Source organism: Phyllobacterium phragmitis (assembly GCF_002980495.1).
Classification (GTDB): domain Bacteria; phylum Pseudomonadota; class Alphaproteobacteria; order Rhizobiales; family Rhizobiaceae; genus Paramesorhizobium; species Paramesorhizobium phragmitis.
Window position 1 is genome coordinate 55,040 of sequence record NZ_PVBR01000023.1, and the last position, 21,008, is coordinate 76,047.

At 59.8% G+C, this 21,008-nt stretch carries 21 protein-coding genes; 11 read left to right on the forward strand and 10 right to left on the reverse strand.

Translation table 11 applies throughout. The features are described 5' to 3' along the window. The first annotated feature begins 61 nt into the window (after positions 1-61). The 7 genes from proC to hemA all read left to right on the forward strand — a co-directional run bounded on the left by proC (position 62) and on the right by hemA (position 6,268). Positions 62-877, forward strand: a complete 816-nt coding sequence (gene proC / locus C5748_RS22890) for a pyrroline-5-carboxylate reductase (protein WP_105744721.1) — start codon at positions 62-64, stop codon at positions 875-877. A gap of 167 nt (positions 878-1,044) precedes the next feature. Beyond that, on the forward strand, positions 1,045-1,389 hold the full coding sequence (locus C5748_RS22895; protein WP_105744683.1) for a BRA0787 family protein: 345 nt from the start codon (positions 1,045-1,047) through the stop codon (positions 1,387-1,389). 331 nt (positions 1,390-1,720) lie between these two features. Beyond that, on the forward strand, positions 1,721-1,906 hold the full coding sequence (locus tag C5748_RS22900) for a hypothetical protein (RefSeq protein ID WP_105744685.1): 186 nt from the start codon (positions 1,721-1,723) through the stop codon (positions 1,904-1,906). A gap of 363 nt (positions 1,907-2,269) precedes the next feature. Then, complete coding sequence (locus C5748_RS22905; RefSeq protein WP_105744687.1) at positions 2,270-2,893, forward strand: glycosyltransferase family 29 protein; 624 nt, start codon at positions 2,270-2,272, stop codon at positions 2,891-2,893. Positions 2,894-2,972: 79 nt separating this feature from the next. Then, positions 2,973-3,674: a glycosyltransferase gene (locus C5748_RS22910; protein ID WP_105744689.1), complete on the forward strand. Its 702-nt coding sequence runs from the start codon at positions 2,973-2,975 to the stop codon at positions 3,672-3,674. A gap of 118 nt (positions 3,675-3,792) precedes the next feature. Next, the gene (alc, locus tag C5748_RS22915) at positions 3,793-4,836 is read left to right on the forward strand and encodes an allantoicase (protein WP_105744691.1); all 1,044 of its coding nucleotides are present in this window, start codon (positions 3,793-3,795) and stop codon (positions 4,834-4,836) included. Between the two features lie 154 nt (positions 4,837-4,990). Continuing rightward, entirely contained in the window at positions 4,991-6,268 is a 1,278-nt protein-coding gene (gene hemA / locus C5748_RS22920) for a 5-aminolevulinate synthase (RefSeq protein ID WP_105744693.1), read from the forward strand. Between the two features lie 42 nt (positions 6,269-6,310). On the opposite strand, the gene C5748_RS22925 is transcribed toward hemA, so the two are convergent. The 3 genes from C5748_RS22925 to mscL all read right to left on the reverse strand — a co-directional run bounded on the left by C5748_RS22925 (position 6,311) and on the right by mscL (position 9,093). Then, entirely contained in the window at positions 6,311-7,381 is a 1,071-nt protein-coding gene (locus C5748_RS22925; protein WP_158259911.1) for an AbrB family transcriptional regulator, read from the reverse strand. Then, entirely contained in the window at positions 7,381-8,559 is a 1,179-nt protein-coding gene (locus tag C5748_RS22930) for a pyridoxal phosphate-dependent aminotransferase (RefSeq protein ID WP_105744697.1), read from the reverse strand. Before C5748_RS22930 ends, C5748_RS22925 begins: the two co-directional genes overlap by 1 nt. 117 nt (positions 8,560-8,676) lie before the next feature. Beyond that, positions 8,677-9,093, reverse strand: coding sequence for a large conductance mechanosensitive channel protein MscL (gene mscL, locus C5748_RS22935; protein ID WP_105744699.1), 417 nt, complete (start codon positions 9,091-9,093; stop codon positions 8,677-8,679). A gap of 186 nt (positions 9,094-9,279) precedes the next feature. Here mscL and C5748_RS22940 point away from each other — a divergent pair, with 186 nt between their 5' ends. After that, on the forward strand, positions 9,280-12,777 hold the full coding sequence (locus tag C5748_RS22940; RefSeq protein WP_105744701.1) for a PAS domain-containing hybrid sensor histidine kinase/response regulator: 3,498 nt from the start codon (positions 9,280-9,282) through the stop codon (positions 12,775-12,777). 16 nt (positions 12,778-12,793) lie between these two features. Here the strand turns inward: C5748_RS22940 and C5748_RS22945 are convergent, their stop codons facing one another. Then, positions 12,794-13,441, reverse strand: coding sequence for a response regulator transcription factor (locus C5748_RS22945; protein WP_105744723.1), 648 nt, complete (start codon positions 13,439-13,441; stop codon positions 12,794-12,796). 213 nt (positions 13,442-13,654) lie between these two features. Here C5748_RS22945 and pip point away from each other — a divergent pair, with 213 nt between their 5' ends. Next, positions 13,655-14,605 carry a prolyl aminopeptidase gene (pip, locus tag C5748_RS22950; RefSeq protein ID WP_105744703.1) on the forward strand — a complete coding sequence of 317 codons (951 nt, stop codon included), beginning with the start codon at positions 13,655-13,657 and terminating at the stop codon, positions 14,603-14,605. A 149-nt stretch (positions 14,606-14,754) separates the two neighbouring features. Here the strand turns inward: pip and C5748_RS22955 are convergent, their stop codons facing one another. Then, positions 14,755-15,198, reverse strand: coding sequence for a hypothetical protein (locus tag C5748_RS22955; RefSeq protein ID WP_105744705.1), 444 nt, complete (start codon positions 15,196-15,198; stop codon positions 14,755-14,757). A 165-nt stretch (positions 15,199-15,363) separates the two neighbouring features. Between C5748_RS22955 and C5748_RS22960 the strand changes: the two genes are divergently transcribed. Together C5748_RS22960 and C5748_RS22965 are read left to right on the forward strand one after the other, a co-directional pair. After that, a complete protein-coding gene (locus C5748_RS22960; protein WP_105744707.1) occupies positions 15,364-15,714 on the forward strand; it encodes a DUF952 domain-containing protein in 351 nt (116 codons plus the stop codon). Beyond that, entirely contained in the window at positions 15,711-16,802 is a 1,092-nt protein-coding gene (locus C5748_RS22965; RefSeq protein WP_105744709.1) for a quinone-dependent dihydroorotate dehydrogenase, read from the forward strand. Before C5748_RS22960 ends, C5748_RS22965 begins: the two co-directional genes overlap by 4 nt. On the opposite strand, the gene C5748_RS22970 is transcribed toward C5748_RS22965, so the two are convergent. From C5748_RS22970 to C5748_RS22990, 5 genes are all read right to left on the reverse strand, one after another. Beyond that, positions 16,799-18,085 (reverse strand): MATE family efflux transporter, encoded by a 1,287-nt coding sequence (locus C5748_RS22970; RefSeq protein WP_245581938.1) that lies wholly within the window; start codon positions 18,083-18,085, stop codon positions 16,799-16,801. The genes C5748_RS22965 and C5748_RS22970 overlap by 4 nt on opposite strands. Before the next feature lie 166 nt (positions 18,086-18,251). Further along, a complete protein-coding gene (locus C5748_RS22975; RefSeq protein ID WP_199194876.1) occupies positions 18,252-18,740 on the reverse strand; it encodes a CAP domain-containing protein in 489 nt (162 codons plus the stop codon). Between the two features lie 39 nt (positions 18,741-18,779). Then, complete coding sequence (locus tag C5748_RS22980) at positions 18,780-19,046, reverse strand: DUF6460 domain-containing protein (RefSeq protein WP_105744713.1); 267 nt, start codon at positions 19,044-19,046, stop codon at positions 18,780-18,782. A gap of 168 nt (positions 19,047-19,214) precedes the next feature. Further along, positions 19,215-20,213 carry a GlxA family transcriptional regulator gene (locus C5748_RS22985; protein ID WP_105744715.1) on the reverse strand — a complete coding sequence of 333 codons (999 nt, stop codon included), beginning with the start codon at positions 20,211-20,213 and terminating at the stop codon, positions 19,215-19,217. Between the two features lie 220 nt (positions 20,214-20,433). Continuing rightward, a partial coding sequence (locus tag C5748_RS22990) for an autotransporter outer membrane beta-barrel domain-containing protein (RefSeq protein WP_146119598.1) occupies positions 20,434-21,008 on the reverse strand: 575 nt, incomplete at its 5' end.

Consider the following 21,008-nt stretch of genomic DNA (forward strand, 5'->3'; position numbering starts at 1 on the left):
GACCTCAGCGCTTGTCCGCGGTCAAAGTGCCGCGCACATTCAGCAGTTCGAGGTGGGAAAGATGAGCGACAGGGTTATTCTGGTCGGATGCGGCAATATGGGTTTCGCCATGCTGAAGGGCTGGATCGATTCCGGCGTCCTGCGACCGGACGACGTTCATGTCGTGGAACCGGCGGATGCCTTGCGTGAACGCGCCGGTGGCCTGGGTGTCCATATCGTCGCCGATGCCGGTTCGCTTCCCGCCGATCTGAAGCCGCGCATGGTGCTGATTGCCGTCAAGCCGCAGGTGATGGCGCAAATCCTCCCAGCCTATGCCCGCTTCGCCGAAACCGCCAGCTTCGTCAGTGTTGCCGCCGGCATTCCCGTCGCGCTCCTCGAAACATATCTTGACGACAAAACCGCCATCATCCGCTGCATGCCGAACACGCCCGCCGCTATCGGCAAGGGGATGCTGGTGACATACAGGAACGCCAATGTGAACGACGAGGACGCCACCTTCGTCGCTGATCTCCTGAAGACCAGCGGTCAGGTCGCCAGCATTGCCGACGAGAGCCTGATGGATGCGGTGACGGCGGTTTCCGGCTCGGGTCCCGCCTATGTCTTCCATTTCATCGAATGCCTGACGGACGCCGGCATTACGGCCGGGCTCGAACGCGATACGGCGGCGCTGCTGGCCATGCAGACCGTCTATGGCGCGGGCGCGCTTGCAGCTGCAAGCAGCGACAGCCCGTCGAAGCTGCGTGAACAGGTGACGAGCCCGAACGGTACGACGGCGGCGGCGCTGGCCGTGCTGATGGACGATAACCGCCTGAAAAACCTGGTCGAAGACGCGGTGGAAGCGGCGAAAACGCGCTCGATCGAACTTGGCAAGAGCTGACGGATATCGTCATGACGATTGCCGTCTGAAGAGCAGCCGCAATCCATTGGAACAAGTTTTCTTGCATATCATCACAAAACGCTTGTACCCTATGATCTCGCTGCCGGTGGCCTCGAGTACAGTCACGGGCAATTTTCAGGCCAGTCACCGAAGAGTGAGGAACAGACATGACGAGTTTGCTGCCCCCGCTTTATGAAGGTCATGCGCCGATTTATCTGCACAACGCATTCCAGGATGCGGTGGATGCATATGAGGATTGGATTGCCGGCACCGACGAGCCTGCGGTCAACATCAATGGCAAGAATACGCGCATCAGCGTCGTGTTTCGCCGTCTGTGGCGTTGCACGGACACGGTGCCGATGCGTACGCTCGATGCCCTGCGCGATCTGGTGCCGGAAGCATGGCTGACATCCGACAAAACCCATGGCACGACCTATGCGCAAGCAGCCCGCGCCATGCGGTCGCTCTGCGAAGAGCGCCGGAAACGGAGATTGCCGGTCGTTCTCCCATGACAGGACCGGCTGAGATGAACAGACACGGCCCTTTTAGAGGGCCGTTTTTGTTTCGGGATGAAACCTGCCCTATCCCAGGAGATAGGCGATTACAGGCGCCGCCAATACGTTCACCATGCCGACCATGAGCAGCCCGGCGATCGCGAAGGCATGGCTCGAGCTTGCGCGCTCGCGCGATATCACGGCAGAGCGAGGTCCCGCAGAATAACTTTCTACAGCGCGTGCGTCCTTTGGGACGTTGGAAGTTATCGACCGGAGTATCGTGCTTTCCCTTGTTCTGCCGGGATTCAGGCTTAATTTATTTAGATCATCGCATCCAAAGGAGGCTCCGATGGAAGGACAGGTCGTTTTCTACAAGGGCGAGCGGATTTTGTACCGGCACAGGATCGAAGTGCGCGACGATGACTTCTCAAAAGGCGTCAATGACGCCATCATCGCGTTTCAACGCAGCTATTCGGGCTTCGATCTAGCCGATGAAGACGTCCATATCCGTGTAAAAAAGCCTGGCGAAACCTGATCGGAACCAGCGCCGTCTTCGGACTGCCATCAGATTCTGGCCGCCTCGCATGCCGCGCGGCGGGCACCAGAGCGTGTGATGCCGAAATCCATGAGGTGGGATCGCCGTAGCGGCGAAGTTCCTGCAGATGGTGTGATGCTGCTTCCAGTAACGGTCAAGCAGCGGTATTGAATGCGGAGGCCGCTTAATTTATTCACCTTTTTTGATTTCTCACCTCCCGTCTTCAGAATGACGATTTACCGCCAAGGAGATACGCTCATGCTGCATAGCAGCGGACGTGCCACAGACGCTGGCGAATTTGCCCGTTGAATATTTCAGCGCCTAGAATAATCAAAGCGTGTATCTCCACCTGGAAAGTCCGGAATGCCCCCTTCACGCAAGAAACTCATCATCGTCGGAAACGGCAGCCTGCCACGCGATCTTTCAACCGAAATCGATGCGGCACAATTTGTTCTCCGGTTCAACGAACCCAAGGCTTCCATCGGCATGAGCGGCACGCGCACCGATCTTCTGATGATGGCCAATTCCGGCAAGCCGATGCAAAGACGGCTCGACGATGCCAATTTCTCCCGCTCGCCGATCTTTCTGGCGGCGAAGGAGATCATGCTGGCCTACCATCCGCGCATCATTGCGAAATATTTCATCAAACCGAACATCCTTTCACGCTTGAAAGGCAGGCGCGTCGACTGGACCTGGCGCGCGATCGACGAGTTCGGCGCCGCCGGCAAGGAAATCCGGATCATGCCGCCACAATTCTATCTCGCGGGCTGCCAGGAACTGGGGCTTCCAGAAGCCAAGATGCACGAAGTGTTCCCAAGCACGGGCTATTTCGGTATCTGGTATGTGCTGCAGCACTTTCCCACGGAAGACTGGGATATAAAGCTGTGTGGTTTCAGCTGGGAGGGATGGAAGCGCCATGCCTGGGCCGACGAACGCAGCTGGGTCGCCGACAAGGTCGATGACGGGCGCATAACCCTGCTCGGCTGACCCAATTTTCAGCGCAATTGGAAAGCACGTATCGCAGTCATATTGGATGTCGTAGCATATTGAATAAAAGGAGATTGGAATGAACGAGCCGTTGAAGATATTTATCGGATGGGATTCCCGCGAGCCTATCGCTTACGAGGTGGCAAGACACTCGGCGCTCAAACATGCGTCGATCCCACTGGATATCATTCCGATCAAGCTTCAGGACCTGGTCGACAAGGGCGTCTATACGCGCGATGTCGATCCGCTCGCTTCCACCGAATTCACCTATTCCAGGTTCTTCACGCCATGGCTTGCCGGCTTCAAGGGATGGGCGCTGTTCTGCGACTGCGATTTTCTCTTTTTCGGCGATCTGGCGAATCTCAAGCAATATCAGGACCCATCGAAAGCCGTCCTGTGCGCGCAGCACGATTATCAGCCGAAGGACGGCGTCAAGATGGATGGCAAGGTGCAGACCAGCTATCCGCGCAAGAACTGGTCCTCCTTCATGCTGTTCAATTGCGAACACCCCTCGACTAGGACGCTGACGCCCGATGTGGTCAACAGCCAGACCGGCGCCTATCTGCACCGCATGCAATGGGCTGCCGACGACGAGATCGGCGCGCTGCCGATCAGCTGGAACTGGCTGGAAGGCTGGAACGAGAAGCCGGAGACGGGGCTGCCCAATGCGGTGCACTACACAAGCGGCGGTCCCTGGTTCAAGGATTGGCAGAATGTCGATTATGCAGACCTCTGGCGTGCCGAGGCAACCGCAGTCGACCCCTCGTGGAAGCCAATCTGATTTGCGCGTGAAAGCTTCGCGGGCACTGGCCAAACCGCAGGCCGTGACTTAAGGCATACAGGTATCAGACACATCCCGGCGTCGGGCCGGGATGAACCTCGCCTCAAGAGAACCGTCCATGAGCAGCACGATTCAGACCGATCTTCCCGCATTCGCCCGGAGCCGGATCAATCTCGCCTCCGCCGAGCTTGGCGCCGTCGGCCTTTCCGCAAGCGATGCGTTCTTCGCTCCGCTGGCGCGGATGCTGGCGGATGCGCCGGCGGTTTTTTATCCCGACCGCTATGACGATCACGGGAAGTGGATGGATGGGTGGGAGAGCCGCCGCAAGCGCGGGCCGGGGCATGATCACGCGATTATCCGCCTGGCCGTGCCGGGAATCATTTACGGTTTCGACGTCGATACCAGCCATTTCACCGGCAATTATCCACCGGCCTTTTCCATCGAAGCCTGCCGGACCGAGGGCGAGCCGGATGGAGCGACCGAATGGATCGAAATCCAGGGCCGCGCGGCGCTCGGGCCGTCCAATCATCATTTCTTCTCCTGCGACAATGGCCTGGTGTGGACGCATGTGCGGCTCAACATCTATCCAGACGGCGGCGTCGCGCGGCTGCGTGTCTATGGCGAGCCGTGGCGCGACTGGTCGAAACTCGCTCCAGACGAGGAAGTGGACCTTGCCTCGGCACTGAACGGTGGACGGGTCGTGGCGTTCTCGGATGCTCATTACGGCGCGCTGCACCGTGTGCTCGCGCCTGGACGTGGGCTCAATATGGGTGACGGATGGGAAACGCGGCGGCGGCGCGAGCCGGGCAATGACTGGCTGATCGTGCAGCTCGGCCACCCGGGAATCATCAGCCGAATCGTCGTCGACACCGCCCATTACAAGGGCAATTATCCTGACCGCTGCTCGCTCGATGCAGCCGATCTGGGCAATGCATCTCTAGACGGCGCATCGGGTGACCTCACGCAAATGATCATTACATCGTCGATGTTCTGGCCGGAAATCCTGCCACAGCACAAGCTTTCCATGGATGCGGTACATGATTTCGGTGCTGCCGATATCGCCCAGTCGGGCGGAATGGCGGGCCGGGTCAGCCATGTCAGGCTCAACATATATCCGGATGGCGGCGTCAGCCGGCTGCGCATTTTCGGAACAGTCCGTTAAACACAAGCGAGAATTTCGCAGAATTTGCGCATAATCAATATATCCTGCTCAGTTCTGGCATACTGCTTTGGCCCGTGGCAAATTGCCCTCATCGTCAGCGATGGACGCAAAAGGCTAAAAGCGGTAGGAAAAAGATGAATATCAGGAGCGTTTGATGGACTATCGCCGTTTTTTCGAGGATGCGATCGACCAGTTGCACGCCGAGAAGCGTTACCGCGTCTTTGCCGATCTGGAACGAATCGTTGGCCGGTTTCCCCGCGCATTGTGGCGCGCCAACGGGACCGCCCGCGAGATCACCGTATGGTGTTCCAATGATTATCTCGGCATGGGCCAACACCCCGACGTGATCGCAGCGCTCTGCGATTCCGCCGGACGGCTTGGATCGGGCGCCGGCGGCACACGCAATATTTCGGGCAACAATCACCCGCTGGTCGAACTCGAAACCGAACTGGCCGATCTGCACGGCAAGGAGGCCGGGCTCGTCTTCACCTCCGGTTTCGTCTCCAACGAAGCCGCCATTTCGACTATTGGCAAACTCCTGCCGGATTGCCTCATTCTTTCCGACGAGCTCAACCATGCTTCGATGATCGAAGGCGTGCGCCGCTCCGGCGCGGAAAAGAAGATTTTCCGGCACAATGACGTGGAGCATCTGGAAAGCCTGCTCAAGGCCGCCGGACGCAGCCGCGCCAAGATCATCGTTTTCGAATCCGTCTATTCAATGGACGGCGATATCGCCCCGATCGAGACGATCGCCGATCTCGCCGACGAATATAATGCCATGACCTATATCGACGAGGTTCATGCGGTCGGCATGTACGGCAATCGCGGCGGCGGCATCACCGATCGCGACGGTCTCGCCCATCGCATCGATATCATTGAGGGAACACTGGCCAAGGCCTTCGGCGCGCTTGGCGGCTACATTACCGGCTCGCGCTCTGTCATCGACGCAGTGCGCTCCTATGCACCGGGCTTCATCTTCACCACCGCCCTGCCGCCGGCAATCGCTGCGGCGGCCACGACTTCGATCCGGCACCTGAAGACTTCACAGGAGGAGCGCCGGCAACAGCAGCGCCAGGCGCAGATGGCCAAGGATGTACTGGGGGCCGCCGGCTTGCCCGTGATGCCGTCGCAGACGCATATCGTGCCCATTCTCGTCGGCGATCCGGAGCTTTGCAAGATGGCGTGTGACCGGCTGCTCGACGTGCATGGTATCTATATCCAGCCGATCAACTATCCGACAGTGCCGCGCGGCACGGAGCGCCTGCGCATCACGCCGACGCCGTTCCATGATGACGTGCTGGTGCTCGAGCTCAGGGATGCGCTGATCGAGGTCTGGAACGCACTTGGCATTCCCCTTACAGAGACGAGCGCTCCGACGGTCGCCAAATCGGATCGCGTCGTTCCGCTTATGGTTTCCAAGGCGGGCGGCTGAAGCCTGAACGGTCGGTGAGATTACAAAAAGGGCTGACGCGCGTCAGCCCTTTTTGGTTTGTTTGTCCTGCCGGTTTTTCAACCATCGGGCGAGAAACGGTACTGTGAGGGCGATCATGATGAAGCGCGCCACATGGTGCGAGGCGACATAGGCCGGGTCGACGCCGAGGGAAAAAGCGATGACGGTCAGCGCTTCGAGGGCGCCCGGCGCGAAGGCTAGCGCGATCTGGGCCGGGTGAATATCGAAGATCAGCCAGACCAGCGCGCCGGTGGCGAATGCCGCTGACGTACCGATGATGAAAGCGAGAAGGGCCGCGGGCAGATAGCGCAGGATATGCCGGCGATGGCTTGCATTGATGCGCGAACCGATCAAAACGCCCAGCACGATCATGCCGATATCGGAGATGCCGCGCGGCAGGCTGGCCGCCACCGTCGACGTCCCATGCAGAAGCGCGCTCGCCAGAAGCGCGCCGAGCATCATGCCGCCCGGTATGCGGCTGTAATGGCCGATCACGGCACCGGCCAAACCGCCTGCAAAGAGTATGCCGGCCGCCTGGAGCGTCAGATCGCCGGCAACAGCGATATCCACATGCGGGGCATTGCGGCTCAGAACAGCGAGGAGCGGCGCCAGAAAACCGATCAGCAGCAATAGGCGCGTGGTCTGGATGATGGTGATCTTGACCATGTCGGCACGTGTGTCGCTGGCGGCCGCCAGGACGAAGGAGAGCGCGCCCGGAAGGGCGGAAAACAGCGCCGTCTGGCCGTCCCAGCCAAATCCCTTGCGCAAAAGCAGATAGGTCAGTCCGGTCACCAGGATGAGGGTGACGAACAGCATGACGAAACTACCCGGCCATGCCGCAAGCTGGTCGAGCGTATCGGGCCGCACGCCGGAACCCGCCTGCAGTCCGAGCATGAAGAAGACCACGTTGCGCAGCCAATCAGGCAAATAGATCCGAAGTCCGGCGAGTGATGCGGCTGTCACCGCGATGACCGAGCCTAAAAGAAACGGGATGGGAAGGCCAATCCAGAAAGCCAGCACTGCGCCGACCGTCGCGATGGCAAGCGATACCACGACCGCGATCGCCTTGCCCCAGACATCATCTTTCTCGCGCATCAAAGCCTGTTGATCCATTCCGCAAGTCGGTCCGCCGCTTCCTCGACCTGATCCGGCCGGCGCGCGAAGCACAGCCGGAGATAGGCTTCGCCTCCTTCGCCGAAAGCGGTTCCCGGCGCAAGCCCCACCTTCGCCTGATCAACAATATCGAACGCGGCCTGAAACGAATCCTTGATGCCGTCAACGCCGAAGAACAGATAGAATGCGCCTTGCGGCGGCGAAAGGCGGACGCGACCGGTGGCCGCCAGCGTGGCGCAGAGGCCATCGCGTACATTGCGCGCACGCTCCGCCTGCGAACGGATGAAAGCGTCGCCGTGATCGAGCGCTGCGACCGCGCCGCGCTGCAGGAACTGCGGAACGCCGGATGTCGAATATTGGATAAGATTTTCGAGCATCGGCCCGAGTGCCGGATGCACGGTGATCCAGCCGACACGCCAGCCGGTCATCGCCCAGTTTTTCGAGAAACTGTTGACGAAGATGATCCGGTCCTCGGGCTCCATGATATCCATGAAGGAAGGCGCGCGCCTGCCGCCATAATAGAAATGGGTGTAGATTTCGTCGGCGATGATCCACAGACCATGGCGCCTGGCGAGGTCAAGGATTTCGCGGAGCGTCATCTCATCGGCGGCCCAGCCCGTCGGGTTGGAAGGTGTGTTGATGAAAAGGGCGCGGGTGCGTGACGTGATCGCGCTCGCGATCTTCTCCACGTCGAGCGACCAGCCATTATCGGTGAAATCAAGCCTGACGGGCACGGGCGCACCGCCGGCAATGCCCATCGCACCAACGAAATTCGGCCAGGCGGGAGACAGATAAACGATCTCGTCGCCGACACCAGCCGTCGCATGGATGGCGAGTTGGATGGCATGCATGCCGGAATTCGTCACATAGAAATTTTCCGGCTGGTGCTGTTCTCGACCAGGGCCGCCGAAATGGCGTGCATGATAGCGCGCGAGCGCCTCGCGCAGTTCCGGAATGCCTGCCTGCCAGGTATAGAACGTCTCGCCATCGGCGAGCCCCTTGGCTGCGGCTTCGCGGATGAATTCCGGCGTCGGAAGATCGCCCTCGCCCGCCCATAGCGGAAGAACGCCCTCCTGGCGCCGGCCGTGGTTCATCACCGCGACAATACCGCTTTCCGGCGCATCCGCGGCTTGGCGGCGCACATGTCTGGTCAGGCTCATGGGAATACCGTCTCCTTGTGACCCCGAGCCCTATCAATTCAGCAGAACAAAATCACGCGGGTTTTGGTGATGCGGCCATCATCATTGTTGATGTGAAGAGAGCGCCGCGCCCTGCAATTACTTTTGCTGCTGCTTGGCAAGAAGATCTCGGATTTCGGCAAGCAGCACCTGATCCTTTGGCAATTTTGGAGCCGGAGCGGCCTCTTCTTGCCTTTTCAATCTGTTCATCATCTTGACGACCAGGAACAGCACCCATGCGATGATAAGGAAATTGATGAGAAGCGTGAGGAAGTTTCCGTAGGCGATGGTCGCCCCCGCTTCACGCGCGGCATCGAGCGTCGGTTGCGGCGCGCCGGAAAGCTGGATGAACATGTTGGAAAAATCGATGCCGCCGGTGATAAGTCCGATAATCGGCATGATGACGTCCTTGACGACCGACTGGACAAGACCGCCGAAAGCACCGCCAATGATGACACCGATGGCCAGATCGACCATGTTGCCCTTCAGGGCAAATTCCTTGAATTCCTGAAGCATGTTATGTTTTCTCCGTCGTTCGCACCCGGCATGAAGCCCCGATCCGTCATCCCCGAAAATATTTCTAGGCAAAAAAGAGGCCCGCGAAAGAAAAAAATGGGGGCGGGCAGGTTTTCAGCAACATCTTGTGTGGAATAGCCTGACGTGATTGCTTGAACGGAGAAGAGCAGAGAGGTGGGATGACCCATGCAGGGTTGGGGCATTATCGGCATTGCATTTCTCTATCTGCTGCTGCTTTTCGGCGTTGCCAGCATGGGAGACCGGCAGGCTCAGCGCTGGGGAAGCCAGCCGCGCCCCTATATCTATGCTTTGAGCCTCGCCGTCTATTGCACGTCATGGACCTTTCTGGGCTCGGTCGGGGTGGCGTCCGAGCGGGGGCTGGAATTCCTCGGCATCTATATCGGCCCGATCCTGGTTTTCACGCTTGGAAACAGGCTGGTGCGCCATATCGTGCGGCTCGCCAAAGCGGAGCACATTACTTCGATTGCCGATTTCCTCGCCGCCCGCTATGGCAAGAGCTTCGCCGTCGCCTCTCTGGCGACCTGCATCGCCACCGTCGGTGTCCTGCCCTATATCGCCCTGCAGTTGAAAGCGGTATCAGGCACAGTCGATCTGGTGGTCTCGCATTTCGGCAAGTCCTTCGATCCGATCGGCTATGTCTTCAGTGATGTATCGCTGCCGGTGGCCTGCGTCCTGGCCGTTTTCGCCATTCTGTTCGGCACGCGGCACACCGATGCCACGGAACACCAGGACGGGCTTATCCTGGCGGTAGCGCTTGAATCGGTCATCAAGCTGTGCGCCTTTCTGGCGGTCGGCTTTGCCTGCGCGTTTTATCTGTTCGGCAGCCCCTTCGATCTCGCAGAGGCTGTCATGCAGAACGCAGCGGCTTCACAGGCGTTGAGCTATCACACATCCGCCGGCACATGGATCGTGCAGACCCTGCTCAGCGCAACGGCGATCCTGATGCTGCCGCGCCAGTTCCACGTCGCTGTCGTCGAAAACCGAAGCGAACAGGAACTACGCACCGCGATCTGGCTGTTTCCGGCCTATCTCGTGCTGATCAATCTTTTCGTTCTGCCGATCGCCCTTGCCGGCGTCGTCACGCTTGGCGAGGGAACCAATGCCGATCTCTACGTGCTAGCGCTGCCTCTTGCCGCCGATGCGCATTTCCTGGCGCTGATCGCGTTCGTCGGCGGATTGTCGGCAGCGACGGCGATGGTGATCGTCGCCTGTGTCGCGCTTTCGATCATGATCTCCAACCATCTGCTGCTGCCGCTTTTCATCAAGCATTTCGTCCGCGACAATGATGCCGAAAAACAGGATCTGACACGCGTCATCCTCTACACGCGCCGCGCCACGATCGTCGTCATCCTCTTCATCTCCTTCATCTATTACCGCGAGGCGGCGAACGATATCCGCCTGTCATCGATCGGCCTCGTCTCGTTTGCCGCAATCGCCCAGTTCGCCCCTCCCTTCCTCGGCGGACTCATCTGGCGTGGAGCCAACGCGCGCGGCGCCGTGCTCGGCATGTTCTCAGGTTTCGCCGTATGGGCCTACACGCTGCTGCTGCCGACGCTTGCCCCACCTGATGCAGCCATATTGCGCGAGGGATTGTTCGGCTTTGCAGCGCTGCGTCCGCAAGCACTCTTTGGAACGGATGCGTTCCCGCTGACCAATGGCGTCATCTGGAGCCTCGCCGCCAATACCCTCTTCTATGTACTCGGCTCGCTCTCCAGACATGCGACGCCGCTTGAACGCATCCAGGCCACGGTCTTCATGCCCCGGGACATCATGGCCGTCCCGACCCTGCGCCGGTTCCGCACGACGGTCACCGTCGAGGAATTGAAGGCGACGATCTCGCGCTATCTCGGTGCGGAACGGGTGGAGCGCTCGTTCCACAGTTTCGAACTGCGCGAAAATCGGACGCTGGTGGGCAGCGCGCCCGCCGATATGGGGATCATCCGCTATGCGGAACAATTGCTCGGCAGCGCGGTCGGCTCGTCTTCGGCGCGCCTCGTGCTTTCTCTTCTCCTGCAGCGCAACGACAGCACGACACGCAGCGCATTGCGCCTTCTCGACGACGCATCCGAAGCGTTGCAACAGAATCGCGGCCTGCTGCAGATCGCACTCGACCAGATGGAGCAGGGCATCACCGTGCTCGACAAGGATTTCCGGCTGACCTGCTGGAACCGTCAGTTCCGTACATTGCTCGACCTGCCCGATGAATTCGGTCAGGTAGGCACGCCGCTTTCCGACATCATGGAACACCTCTCCCGGCGCGGCGACATCGCCACGGGCAGCAATGCCACGGTCATGCGCAATTTCACCAGTTTCCGGCAGCCATGGCGCATCGATCTGACATCGAGCGGCCGCATCCTCGAAATCCGCTCAAACCCCATGCCCGACGGCGGAATCGTCGCCACCTATACGGATATCACCGTCGCCGTCGAGGCGGCCAATGCATTGAAACGGATCAATGAAACGCTGGAACTGCGCGTGGCCGACCGCACGATGGAACTCACCCATGTCAACAGCCAGCTTGCCAAGGCTCAGGCCGTCGCAGAGGAAGCCAATCTGGGCAAGACGCGTTTCCTCGCGGCGGTCGGCCACGATATCCTGCAGCCGCTCAATGCGGCGCGCCTCTACAGCTCCGCCCTGGCGGAACGGCTGAGGCGGTCGGAGGCGAGCAGCCTTGCCCGCAATATCGACTCTTCGCTCGAATCGGTCGAGGCCATTCTCGGCGCCGTTCTCGACATATCGCGCCTCGACACAGGCGCGTTGAAGCCGCATGTCTCGGTGTTCCGGCTTGACGAACTGATGAAGCAGATCGTCACCGATTTCGCCCCGCTCGCCATGAAGAAAGGCCTGCAGCTTCGCATCGTACCGAGCAGCATTGTGGTCGAGACCGACCGCAATCTCTTGCGCAGGCTCGTGCAGAACCTGGTATCCAACTCGATCAAGTACAGCCGCAGCGGCCGCGTACTCCTGGGCGTAAGGCGGCGTGGCGATGTGATGGACCTGCAGGTGATCGATACGGGTATCGGCATTCCGGCCAACAAGCTGCAATCCGTCTTTCGCGAGTTCACCCGGCTCGATGAAGGCATGCGAGAGGCAGAAGGGCTGGGGTTGGGACTTTCCATCGTCGATCGCATCGCGCGGGTTCTCGCCCTGCCGTTGAACCTCAGCTCGGTGCCCGGCAAGGGCACGATCTTTTCCGTGCGGCTGGCCATCGTTCAACAGCCCCTGCCTGCAGCGGCATCGGAAGTACGGCCGAGGCCCAGCCGTTCGAAAGAACTCAACGGGATCACTGTGCTCTGCATCGACGATGACGCGCGCATACTCTCCGGCATGGAGATCTTGCTCGACGGCTGGGGATGCCGTGTCGCAAGCGTGCGCAATGGCGCAGAACTCAAAGCCTTCTGCTCAGGCGCGACGATCGCTCCCGATATCATGCTCGCCGACTATCATCTGGGCGGTGAAAACGGTCTCGATATGATCGGCTATGCGCGCGAGCATTTCAAAAAGGAACTGCCGGCGGTTCTCGTCACGGCAGACCGCTCCAACGAGGTGCGGCTACGCGCGCAGGAGGAAGACGTGGCCGTGCTCCACAAGCCGCTCAAACCGGCGGCGTTGCGCGCGCTGCTGTCACACCACCAAAGCCAGATGCGGGCGGCGGCGGAATAGGCCTGCTGGCGGGAGATCAGCTGAGCGTCTGAAAATTCTCATTGCCGATCTTCGACAGGCGGATGACCGCCTGCGTGCGGCTATCGACGCCGAGCTTTTGCAGGACTGCCGAAACATGGGCCTTGATGGTGGCCTCCGACACGCTCAGCTCATAGGCGATCTGCTTGTTGAGAAGCCCTTCGGCCAGCATCGACAGGACGCGGGCCTGCTGCGGCGTCAGTGTACGGATACGGGAGATGAGATCGGATACATCAGGATCGGGCTCGTGGCCAAGATTGATTTCCTGAGGCGCCCATATGTCGCCAGCCAGAACGGCGCTGACCGCCTTGTTGATATCTTCCATGCTGGCGGATTTGGAAATGAAGCCGGAGGCCCCGAGTTCGAGCGCACGCCTGATCGTCGCCGGATCATCGGTCGCCGATACGATCACGATGGGAAGAGCGGGCTGGATCGATTTCAGCGTGACCAGACCTGAAAGGCCGCTGACCCCCGGCATGGTGAGATCGAGCAGCAGCAGATCGATATCCGAGGCTTCAAGAATGAGTTTCTTGACGGTGTCGAAATCGCCCGCTTCAACGATATCCGCCTCCCTGGCTTTTTGCGTCAGCGCCTGCCGCAATGCCCCGCGAAACAACGGATGATCATCGGCGATAATGAATTTCAATTCCATGACACCGCGTTTCTCCCCAGCAGATTGCGGTCAACCCCACCCGATACGACTAGATTGTTTTTGTCTGCGTTTTTCAAGCCGACAATCGAAAAGAGCGGTATAAACGGACGGCGGAACCGTCCTGCCGCCGTCTGGCCTTATTGTGCTATAGGAATGACCGCGATGGAAACACCTTGTTTCCTGTAAGAATGATAAAAAAGGCTCTAAATGACGACGCGCAACACGCTTTATCCCGAGATAACGGCCCATCGCGACGAGATGCTCCCCATCTCCGATCTGCACAGCATCCATATCGAGGAATGCGGCAATCCGGATGGCAAACCCGTTATCATGATCCATGGCGGACCGGGCGGCGGCATCACGCCCACCATGCGCCGTCTTCACGATCCGGAGCGATACCGCATCATCCTGTTCGATCAGCGCGGCTGTGGGCGCTCGACGCCGCATGCTGAACTGCGTGAAAACACCACCTGGGATCTCGTTGCCGACATGGAGCGCATTCGCGAGCATCTCGGCGTCGAGAAATGGCAGGTCTTCGGCGGCTCCTGGGGATCGACGCTGGCGCTTGCCTATGCGCAAACGCACCCCGACCGCGTCAGCGAGCTCATCCTGCGCGGCATCTTCATGATCCGCCGCTTCGAGGTCGACTGGTTCTATTCCAACGGTGCAAGCATCATCTATCCCGACCGTTTCGAAGCCTATCAGGAGCACATCCCGGAGGCCGAGCGTGGCGACATGATCGCCGCCTATTACAAACGGCTGACCGATCCCAACCCGCAGGTGCAGATCGAGGCGGCGCGCAAATGGGCGCGCTGGGAGGGTTCCGCCTTGTCGCTGCTGCCCGATCCCGAGCGCGAGAATGCCTTCGGCGAGGACAATTACGCCATCGCCTTCGCCCGCATCGAATGCCACTATTTCCAGAACCGCGGCTTCTTCGACAGCGACGACCATCTGCTGCGCAATGTCGAGCGCATCCGCCATATCCCCGGCGTGATCGTACATGGCCGCTACGACATGTGCACGCCGTTCATCAATGCCTGGCAGCTGAAGAAGGTGTGGCCGGAGGCCGAGTTGCATATCGTCGAGGATGGCGGCCATGCCGTCACCGAGCCCGGCATCACGCATGAATTGATCGAGGCTACGCGCCGTTTTGCGTAAGGGAGTAAGGGAGTAAGGGAGTAAGGGAGTAAGGGAGTAAGGGAGTAAGGGAGTAAGGGAGTAAGGGAGTAAGGGAGTAAGCCTCATTACGCATTCCTAAAGCAACAAAAACATACTCACCTATTCCCCTACTGCCCTACTCCCCTCCATCACGTCCTGTCGGGTACCGGGTCGTTTGCTCCGCCATCCGACCCGCCGTCGAAGCCCTTCACGATGTCCATGAACCGGCGGAAGAAGCGTTCCATGTAGCTCATGGTCTTCTCGAATTCCTCCTCGGAGGGAAGCGTATCGCGCACGACGGGCGGCAGCCTGCCATAGGCGGCCACCTGTTCTTCGAGCTTCTTCACCCGCTCGTCGAGCGAGGACAGATCATCCTCATAGGCGCGGCGGTCGTCTGCGGCGAGCTTGCACACCATCTGACCCGATTGCTCGCTGCAAAGCGAGATATCGCCGGTTTTGGTGTCGAGCCTGACATATCCCTTGTCGGTCTTTTCCATGGTGTAGCGCCCAGCTTCCTGGGAATAGGCGACATTCGGACCGGACAGGAATGCCCCTAGCACCATCATCGGCAGGCAGGATTTCAGGGCTGTCATCGCGGTTACTCCCATTCATAAACGTCTTTCATCCGGCTATTATGCCGAAAATCCGGTCAGATATATGAAATTCATGTGCGCCAGCGGATTGTTTTGCTTTTCGTGTTCCGTTTTTCCAACTAGAGCAGGTCCCATGAAGCATGGGAACCCGCTCGGAAAGCCGTCATGAGCATGGCAACAATCTACAAGATCGTCCCCCGCGCATTGTGGCAAGCGGCCGAGGCGGCCGGCATCTTCACCGGTGCGCCCGTCGATGTCGCCGACGGTTTCATTCATTTTTCGACCGCTGCACAGCTGCGCGAAACGGCAGCCAAGCATTTTGCCGGGCAGGATGATCTGCTTCTCGTCGCTATCGACGGCGAAGCGCTGGGTGCTGCGCTGAAATATGAGGTTTCGCGCGGCGGGGCGCTCTTTCCGCATCTTTATGGCGACCTGCCCCTTTCGGCAGTGCGCTGGGCCAAGCCGTTGCCGCTGGGGCCCGATGGCATGCATCAATTTGCGGAGATGGCGGAATGAGCGGGCTTTTCGAAACATTCGGCCGCCGCGCCCTGTTCACGCTCGACGCCGAACAGGCGCATGGCCTTTCGATCGCCGCGCTGAAGAGCGGGCTCCTCTCCTGCGGGAGCAGCGACCCGGCGCTGGCCGTGACGGTTGCGGGCCTTTCGTTCCCCAATCCGCTCGGCATCGCCGCAGGCTATGACAAGAATGCCGAGGTTCCGGACGAGCTCATGAAGCTCGGTTTCGGTTTTGCCGAAGTGGGCACGCTGACACCGCTGCCGCAGACCGGCAATCCGCGCCCACGCATCTTCCGGCTGATCGAGGATCGCGCGGTCATCAACCGTCTCGGGTTCAACAATGAAGGCCATGAGGCGGCGTTCCAGCGGCTTGTCCGCCGAGCCGGAAAATCCGGCATCGTCGGGGTCAATATCGGCGCGAACAAGGATTCGGCCGACCGCATCGCCGACTATGTCGCCGGCATAAGGCGGTTTTATTCTCTCGCCAGCTATTTCACCGCCAATATCTCCTCTCCCAACACGCCGGGATTGCGCGACCTGCAGGCGCGGGAGAGCCTCGGACTGCTGCTATCGCAGGTACTGAAGGCACGCGACGACGCGGCTGCGAAATCGGGTGTCGTGCGGCCTGTGTTCCTGAAAATCGCGCCTGATCTGACGGAGGAAGGCCTGGACGATATTGCGGCCATCGCGCTCGCGCATCCGCTGGACGGGCTGATCATTTCCAACACCACGCTGTCGAGAACCGGCCTCAGAGGCACGAAGAATACCGGCGAGGCGGGCGGACTTTCCGGCGCACCGCTTTTCGAGCGCTCGACGATCGTTCTTGCCAAGATGCGTCAGAAAGTCGGGCCTGCCCTGCCGATCATTGGCGTCGGCGGCATCGATAGCGCCGATACGGCGCTTGCCAAGATCAAGGCCGGCGCCGATCTCATCCAGCTTTATACCGGCCTCGTCTATCGCGGCCCCGGATTGCCCGGCGAGATCGTCAAGGGCCTGTCGCAGCTTGTGAAACGCGAAGGCGTGAAGAATATCCGTGAATTGCGCGACCGTGATATGGAACGATGGGCGGCGAAGGCTATTCCGCTTTAGTATGCAAATTCGCCGCGCAACCGCCGCGGCAGCATGGCCAGCAGTGTGATGCCGCGTATCGACAGGAAGAAATTGATCGCAAGCCATAATCCATGGTTGCCCATGGGCTTTACCGCATAAAGCACCGCGAAGAAGGCGATGAGTGACAAGACCATCATGTTGCGCATGTCGCGCGACCATGTGGCACCGATATAGACCCCGTCCATGTGAAACGCGAGAACCCCGGTCAGCGCCGTCAGTGCCGCCCAGGGCAGATAGACCGCCGCCATTTCCCGGACATCAACGGCATTGGTCATCAGCCTGACGATCGGATTGCCAAGCACCATGAAGAACAAGGCGACGCAGGCAGCCAGCAATACGCCCCATAAAAAGGTGAGCTTGGCCCCGCGCAGGAAAGCCGGGAGATAGCGCGCACCGACCGCGCGGCCGGTGATCTGCTCCGCGGCGGCGGCGATGCCATCGAGGAAGAAGCCCGCCACCAGAAAGAAATTCAACAGCACGGCATTGGCGGCAAGCACGACCGGCCCCAGATCCGCGCCGGCGCGCGTGAAGAAGGTGAATGCGATCAGGAGCAGGAAAGAGCGGATCATGATATCACGGTTGATCGTGAACATGCGCATCATGCCTGTCGCATCGAGGATGCGGCCACGATCGGGAAGCGGCGCGGCGCGGAATTTCCTGATGACGATGACCATCCCGACAAGAGCCGCGATGGTCTCGCCCGTCACGGTGCCCCACGCAACGCCCGCCACGCCCCATTCGAGCAGCAGGCCAAGCGTGATCGACATGGCGATGTTGATGCCGTTCAGGAGGAATTGCAGCACGAGGCCGAGCATGCCCTCGCCGCGCCCCAGGACCAGGCCGAGAATAGCGTAATTGACGAGCGCCATGGGCGCCGAGATCATGCGGATCACGACATAGGTGGTCATCGCCTCGCTGATAGTGGGCTCGGGATCCATGAACCAGACCGCGCCTTTAAGGATCAGCGGCAGGCACAGGATCATCAGCACGCCGGCTGCGATCGCGATGATGAAGGCCCGCCAGAAGACGGCCTGCTCTTCTCTAAGGTCGCCCCGCCCCATAGCCTGAGCGACGAGGCCGGTCGTGCCGGAACGCAGGAAATTGAAAGTCGAAAGCAGGAAGTCGAAAACCAGCGCGCCGATGGCGAGACCGCCGATCAACTCCGCCTTGCCGAACTGGCCGATCACCGCCGTATCGACAAGCCCGAGCAGCGGTGTCGTGACCGCGGCCAACGTCATGGGAATGGCGATCGCCATCACCATGCGATGCGTCACATCGAAGGGGCGCGGAGACACTGCTTTATGCTCCTGAGGACCATGCATGGAGGGAGATACTCGTAAGTTCTGATGGCACGATCTATGCCATCAACGCCCGTGGGCGCCAAGCTGTTTCGCCGGCATGCGAAAGCCTGCTGACATCCGCGGCCGGTTAGAGCCCCAGCACCATTGCCCAATAGATATAGCGCGGCTTGTCCTCAGGCGTCGCCCAGGCGAGGCCATAATGGCGGAATTCCGGATCGAGCATATTCTTGCGATGGCCTGCAGACTTCATCCACGCGTCGAAGACGTCCGCCGTGCTGCGTTGGCCCGCCGCGACGTTTTCCGCCGCAGGTCCACGGACGCCCGCCTGGCGGAGCCGCGACGCAAAGCCGTTGCCCCAGCCGACGCTATGGCTGACCTTGCCGCGGCTGGCCATGCGTTTCGCTTGATAAAGCGCGGCCTGCTCAAGTTTCGGATCATTGTCGACCGGCGGCAGATTGTAGCGCTTGCGGATGGCGTTGAAGAGTGCCGTCGGATTTTCATCGGCTTCGGCCTCATCGGCAAGCCACAGCGACGGGGCGGCGGCAAGAGCCAGCGCCGCGCCTGTCAGCATCAGGAATTTCCGCCGATCTACGGCGAAATCAGAACCATGCATCATCATCACGCTTCCAGACAAAATCACGCCAAAAGGCGGTATTCAGCGTCGGTAGCTTACGATTCTGAGCAAAATAAAGGCAGGAATGACGATAGCGGCGCCGAGCAGCAGATAGCTGGCGAAGCGCTCGATTGCGGAGAAGCCCATATTCCAGAGCTGCAGGAAGAAATCATGGATGCCCCACAATATATCGTATGGCGACCAGTTGAACGCATGCATGACCACGCCGACGACCAGCGAAACGAGGATGAGTTTCACGATCACGCGAAATGGCGTATCGCCGAGAAAACGGTTGATTCTGTCAGACATGCATATCTCCTAGAGCAGTTCCATTGTGATGGAATCGGAGAACCGCTCCCTTCCTTTGTCTTTACGCAAGTCCAATGGGAAAAGCAGTTTTCACTTTTCCTGGACTTGCTCCAATCAGGAAAGGCAGAGATATGCGTTGAAACGCCCGCATGCAAGGCGGAAACGTCTTCAGCTCCGGTTACGATAAGTCTTGGGCGGGTTCTGCTTTTGCCGAAGAAACGAACGGTTCATGCTGCGCGTATCGGTGAAGCCGCTGGCAATCGCCGTATCGAGCAGCGACATATCCGTCGTCGCAAGCAGTTCCTTCGCGCGCTTCACCCGCAATTCCTCCCGCACCTGAAAGGCGGTTTTGCCGGCGGCATGTTGGAATGTCCGTTCCATCTGGCGGACGGAAACGCCGATCCGGCGAGCGACCTCCGCCATCGGCAGAGGATCCTCCAGCGTCTGCTCGAAAACCCGGATCGCCTTGCGGATCAGCGGTGAGCGAACACCATTGAAACTGAGCGCTGGCTGTTCAGAGGTGAGCAGTTCATAGGGAAACATCAGGATCGACGCGCTCTTGCGCGCCAGTTCCTCGGAGATTTCCGCCTGGATGATCGAGAGGGCAAGCGATGCGGCGCCCAATCCCCCCGCGCAGGTGAAATGCCTGCCGCTGCGATGGAACAGGCTGGTCGTATCAGCCAGGAAGCCATCGAACAACTCCATGAAATCATCCCTGTGGAACCAGTTGACGCAGCAATTGCGGTCAGCGAGAAGCCCGGCCTCAGCGACGATGAATGCCGCCGTGCACAGGCCGATGACAGCCCTGCCGCGCTTGTCGGCACGCTTCAGCAATTCGATGAGCGTGTTCTGGCCGGGGCGATAATGCGGCAGCACGCCGCCGACAATGGCGAGATAATCGCATTCGTCGAGCGCACCGAGCGAAGCCGTTGGCTCCACCGCGACGCCAGAGCTCGAAACCACGGGATTGCCGGTAAGCGTGCAGATCTTCCAGGCGCATCGGATTTGGCGGCTCTTGTCGCGGTCGTCGGCGGCAAGCCGGAACGGGTCGAGAAACAGGCTCAGCGCCGAAAGCGTGAAACCCGGCAGAACGATAATGCCAACGCTCAATCGTCTGTTGGCTGCGCCGATCTCCACCATATCGGCCGGTTCGCGATCTCGTTTCATGTCAGTCCTGGCCAGTTCTGGCCGATCCAGTTTCGGCGGCGATTGGAGCGGGAAGCGAACCCGCGCGTGTAAAACTCGCCCGAAAATTTCGGAAATTTCTCAAAGAAATCAATATTACTGCAAAATCTTTCCGGCCGTCAAATGAACGCGAAAAAGGCCCCTCTGCCTTATCGGACATTGGGGCTGTTAGTTGTATTCGCTCGCTAGTTTCAGGTGACCATCACCACTTCACCTTCATCCCGAGATTGCCGGTGAGCTTGTAGCTGTCGGCGAAGTTCTCGAGGCTGGTGTCGACGGAGACCTCGCCATGCAGCGCGTATTTGCCGTCGGCCCAGCTATAGGTGCCGCCACCGCCGATGCCGCCCCAGGTGCGGTCGTTTTCGCTGGCGAAGCTGACGCCCGACACCTCGATCTTGCTGCCCTCCTGGAATTTTTGATGCAGATTGGCGATGGCATAGACATTGGCGCGGGTCAGCTGACCTTGATCATCGCGCCAGGCATGGCCGTAATCGGCGGATAGGCCGAGACGGCCCTTGAAGCTGTCGCTCTTGTCATGCGATACGGCGGCGTCGAAGGGATCGGTGAAGCCGTCGAAATCGACCTGCGACCAGGTCAGCTGTGCCTGCGGCGTGATCGTCCAGCGCGGATCGATCGCAAAGCGCTGGCCCGCTTCCAGGCTCAAGGCATAGCCGAAGGCGTCATTGCCGTCGGCAAGCGTGCGGTGTGCCGTGTGCGAGCCAAGATCACTGTCATACCAGCTCACCTGCGCCTGGCCGTCGAGATAAAGCCCGCTCT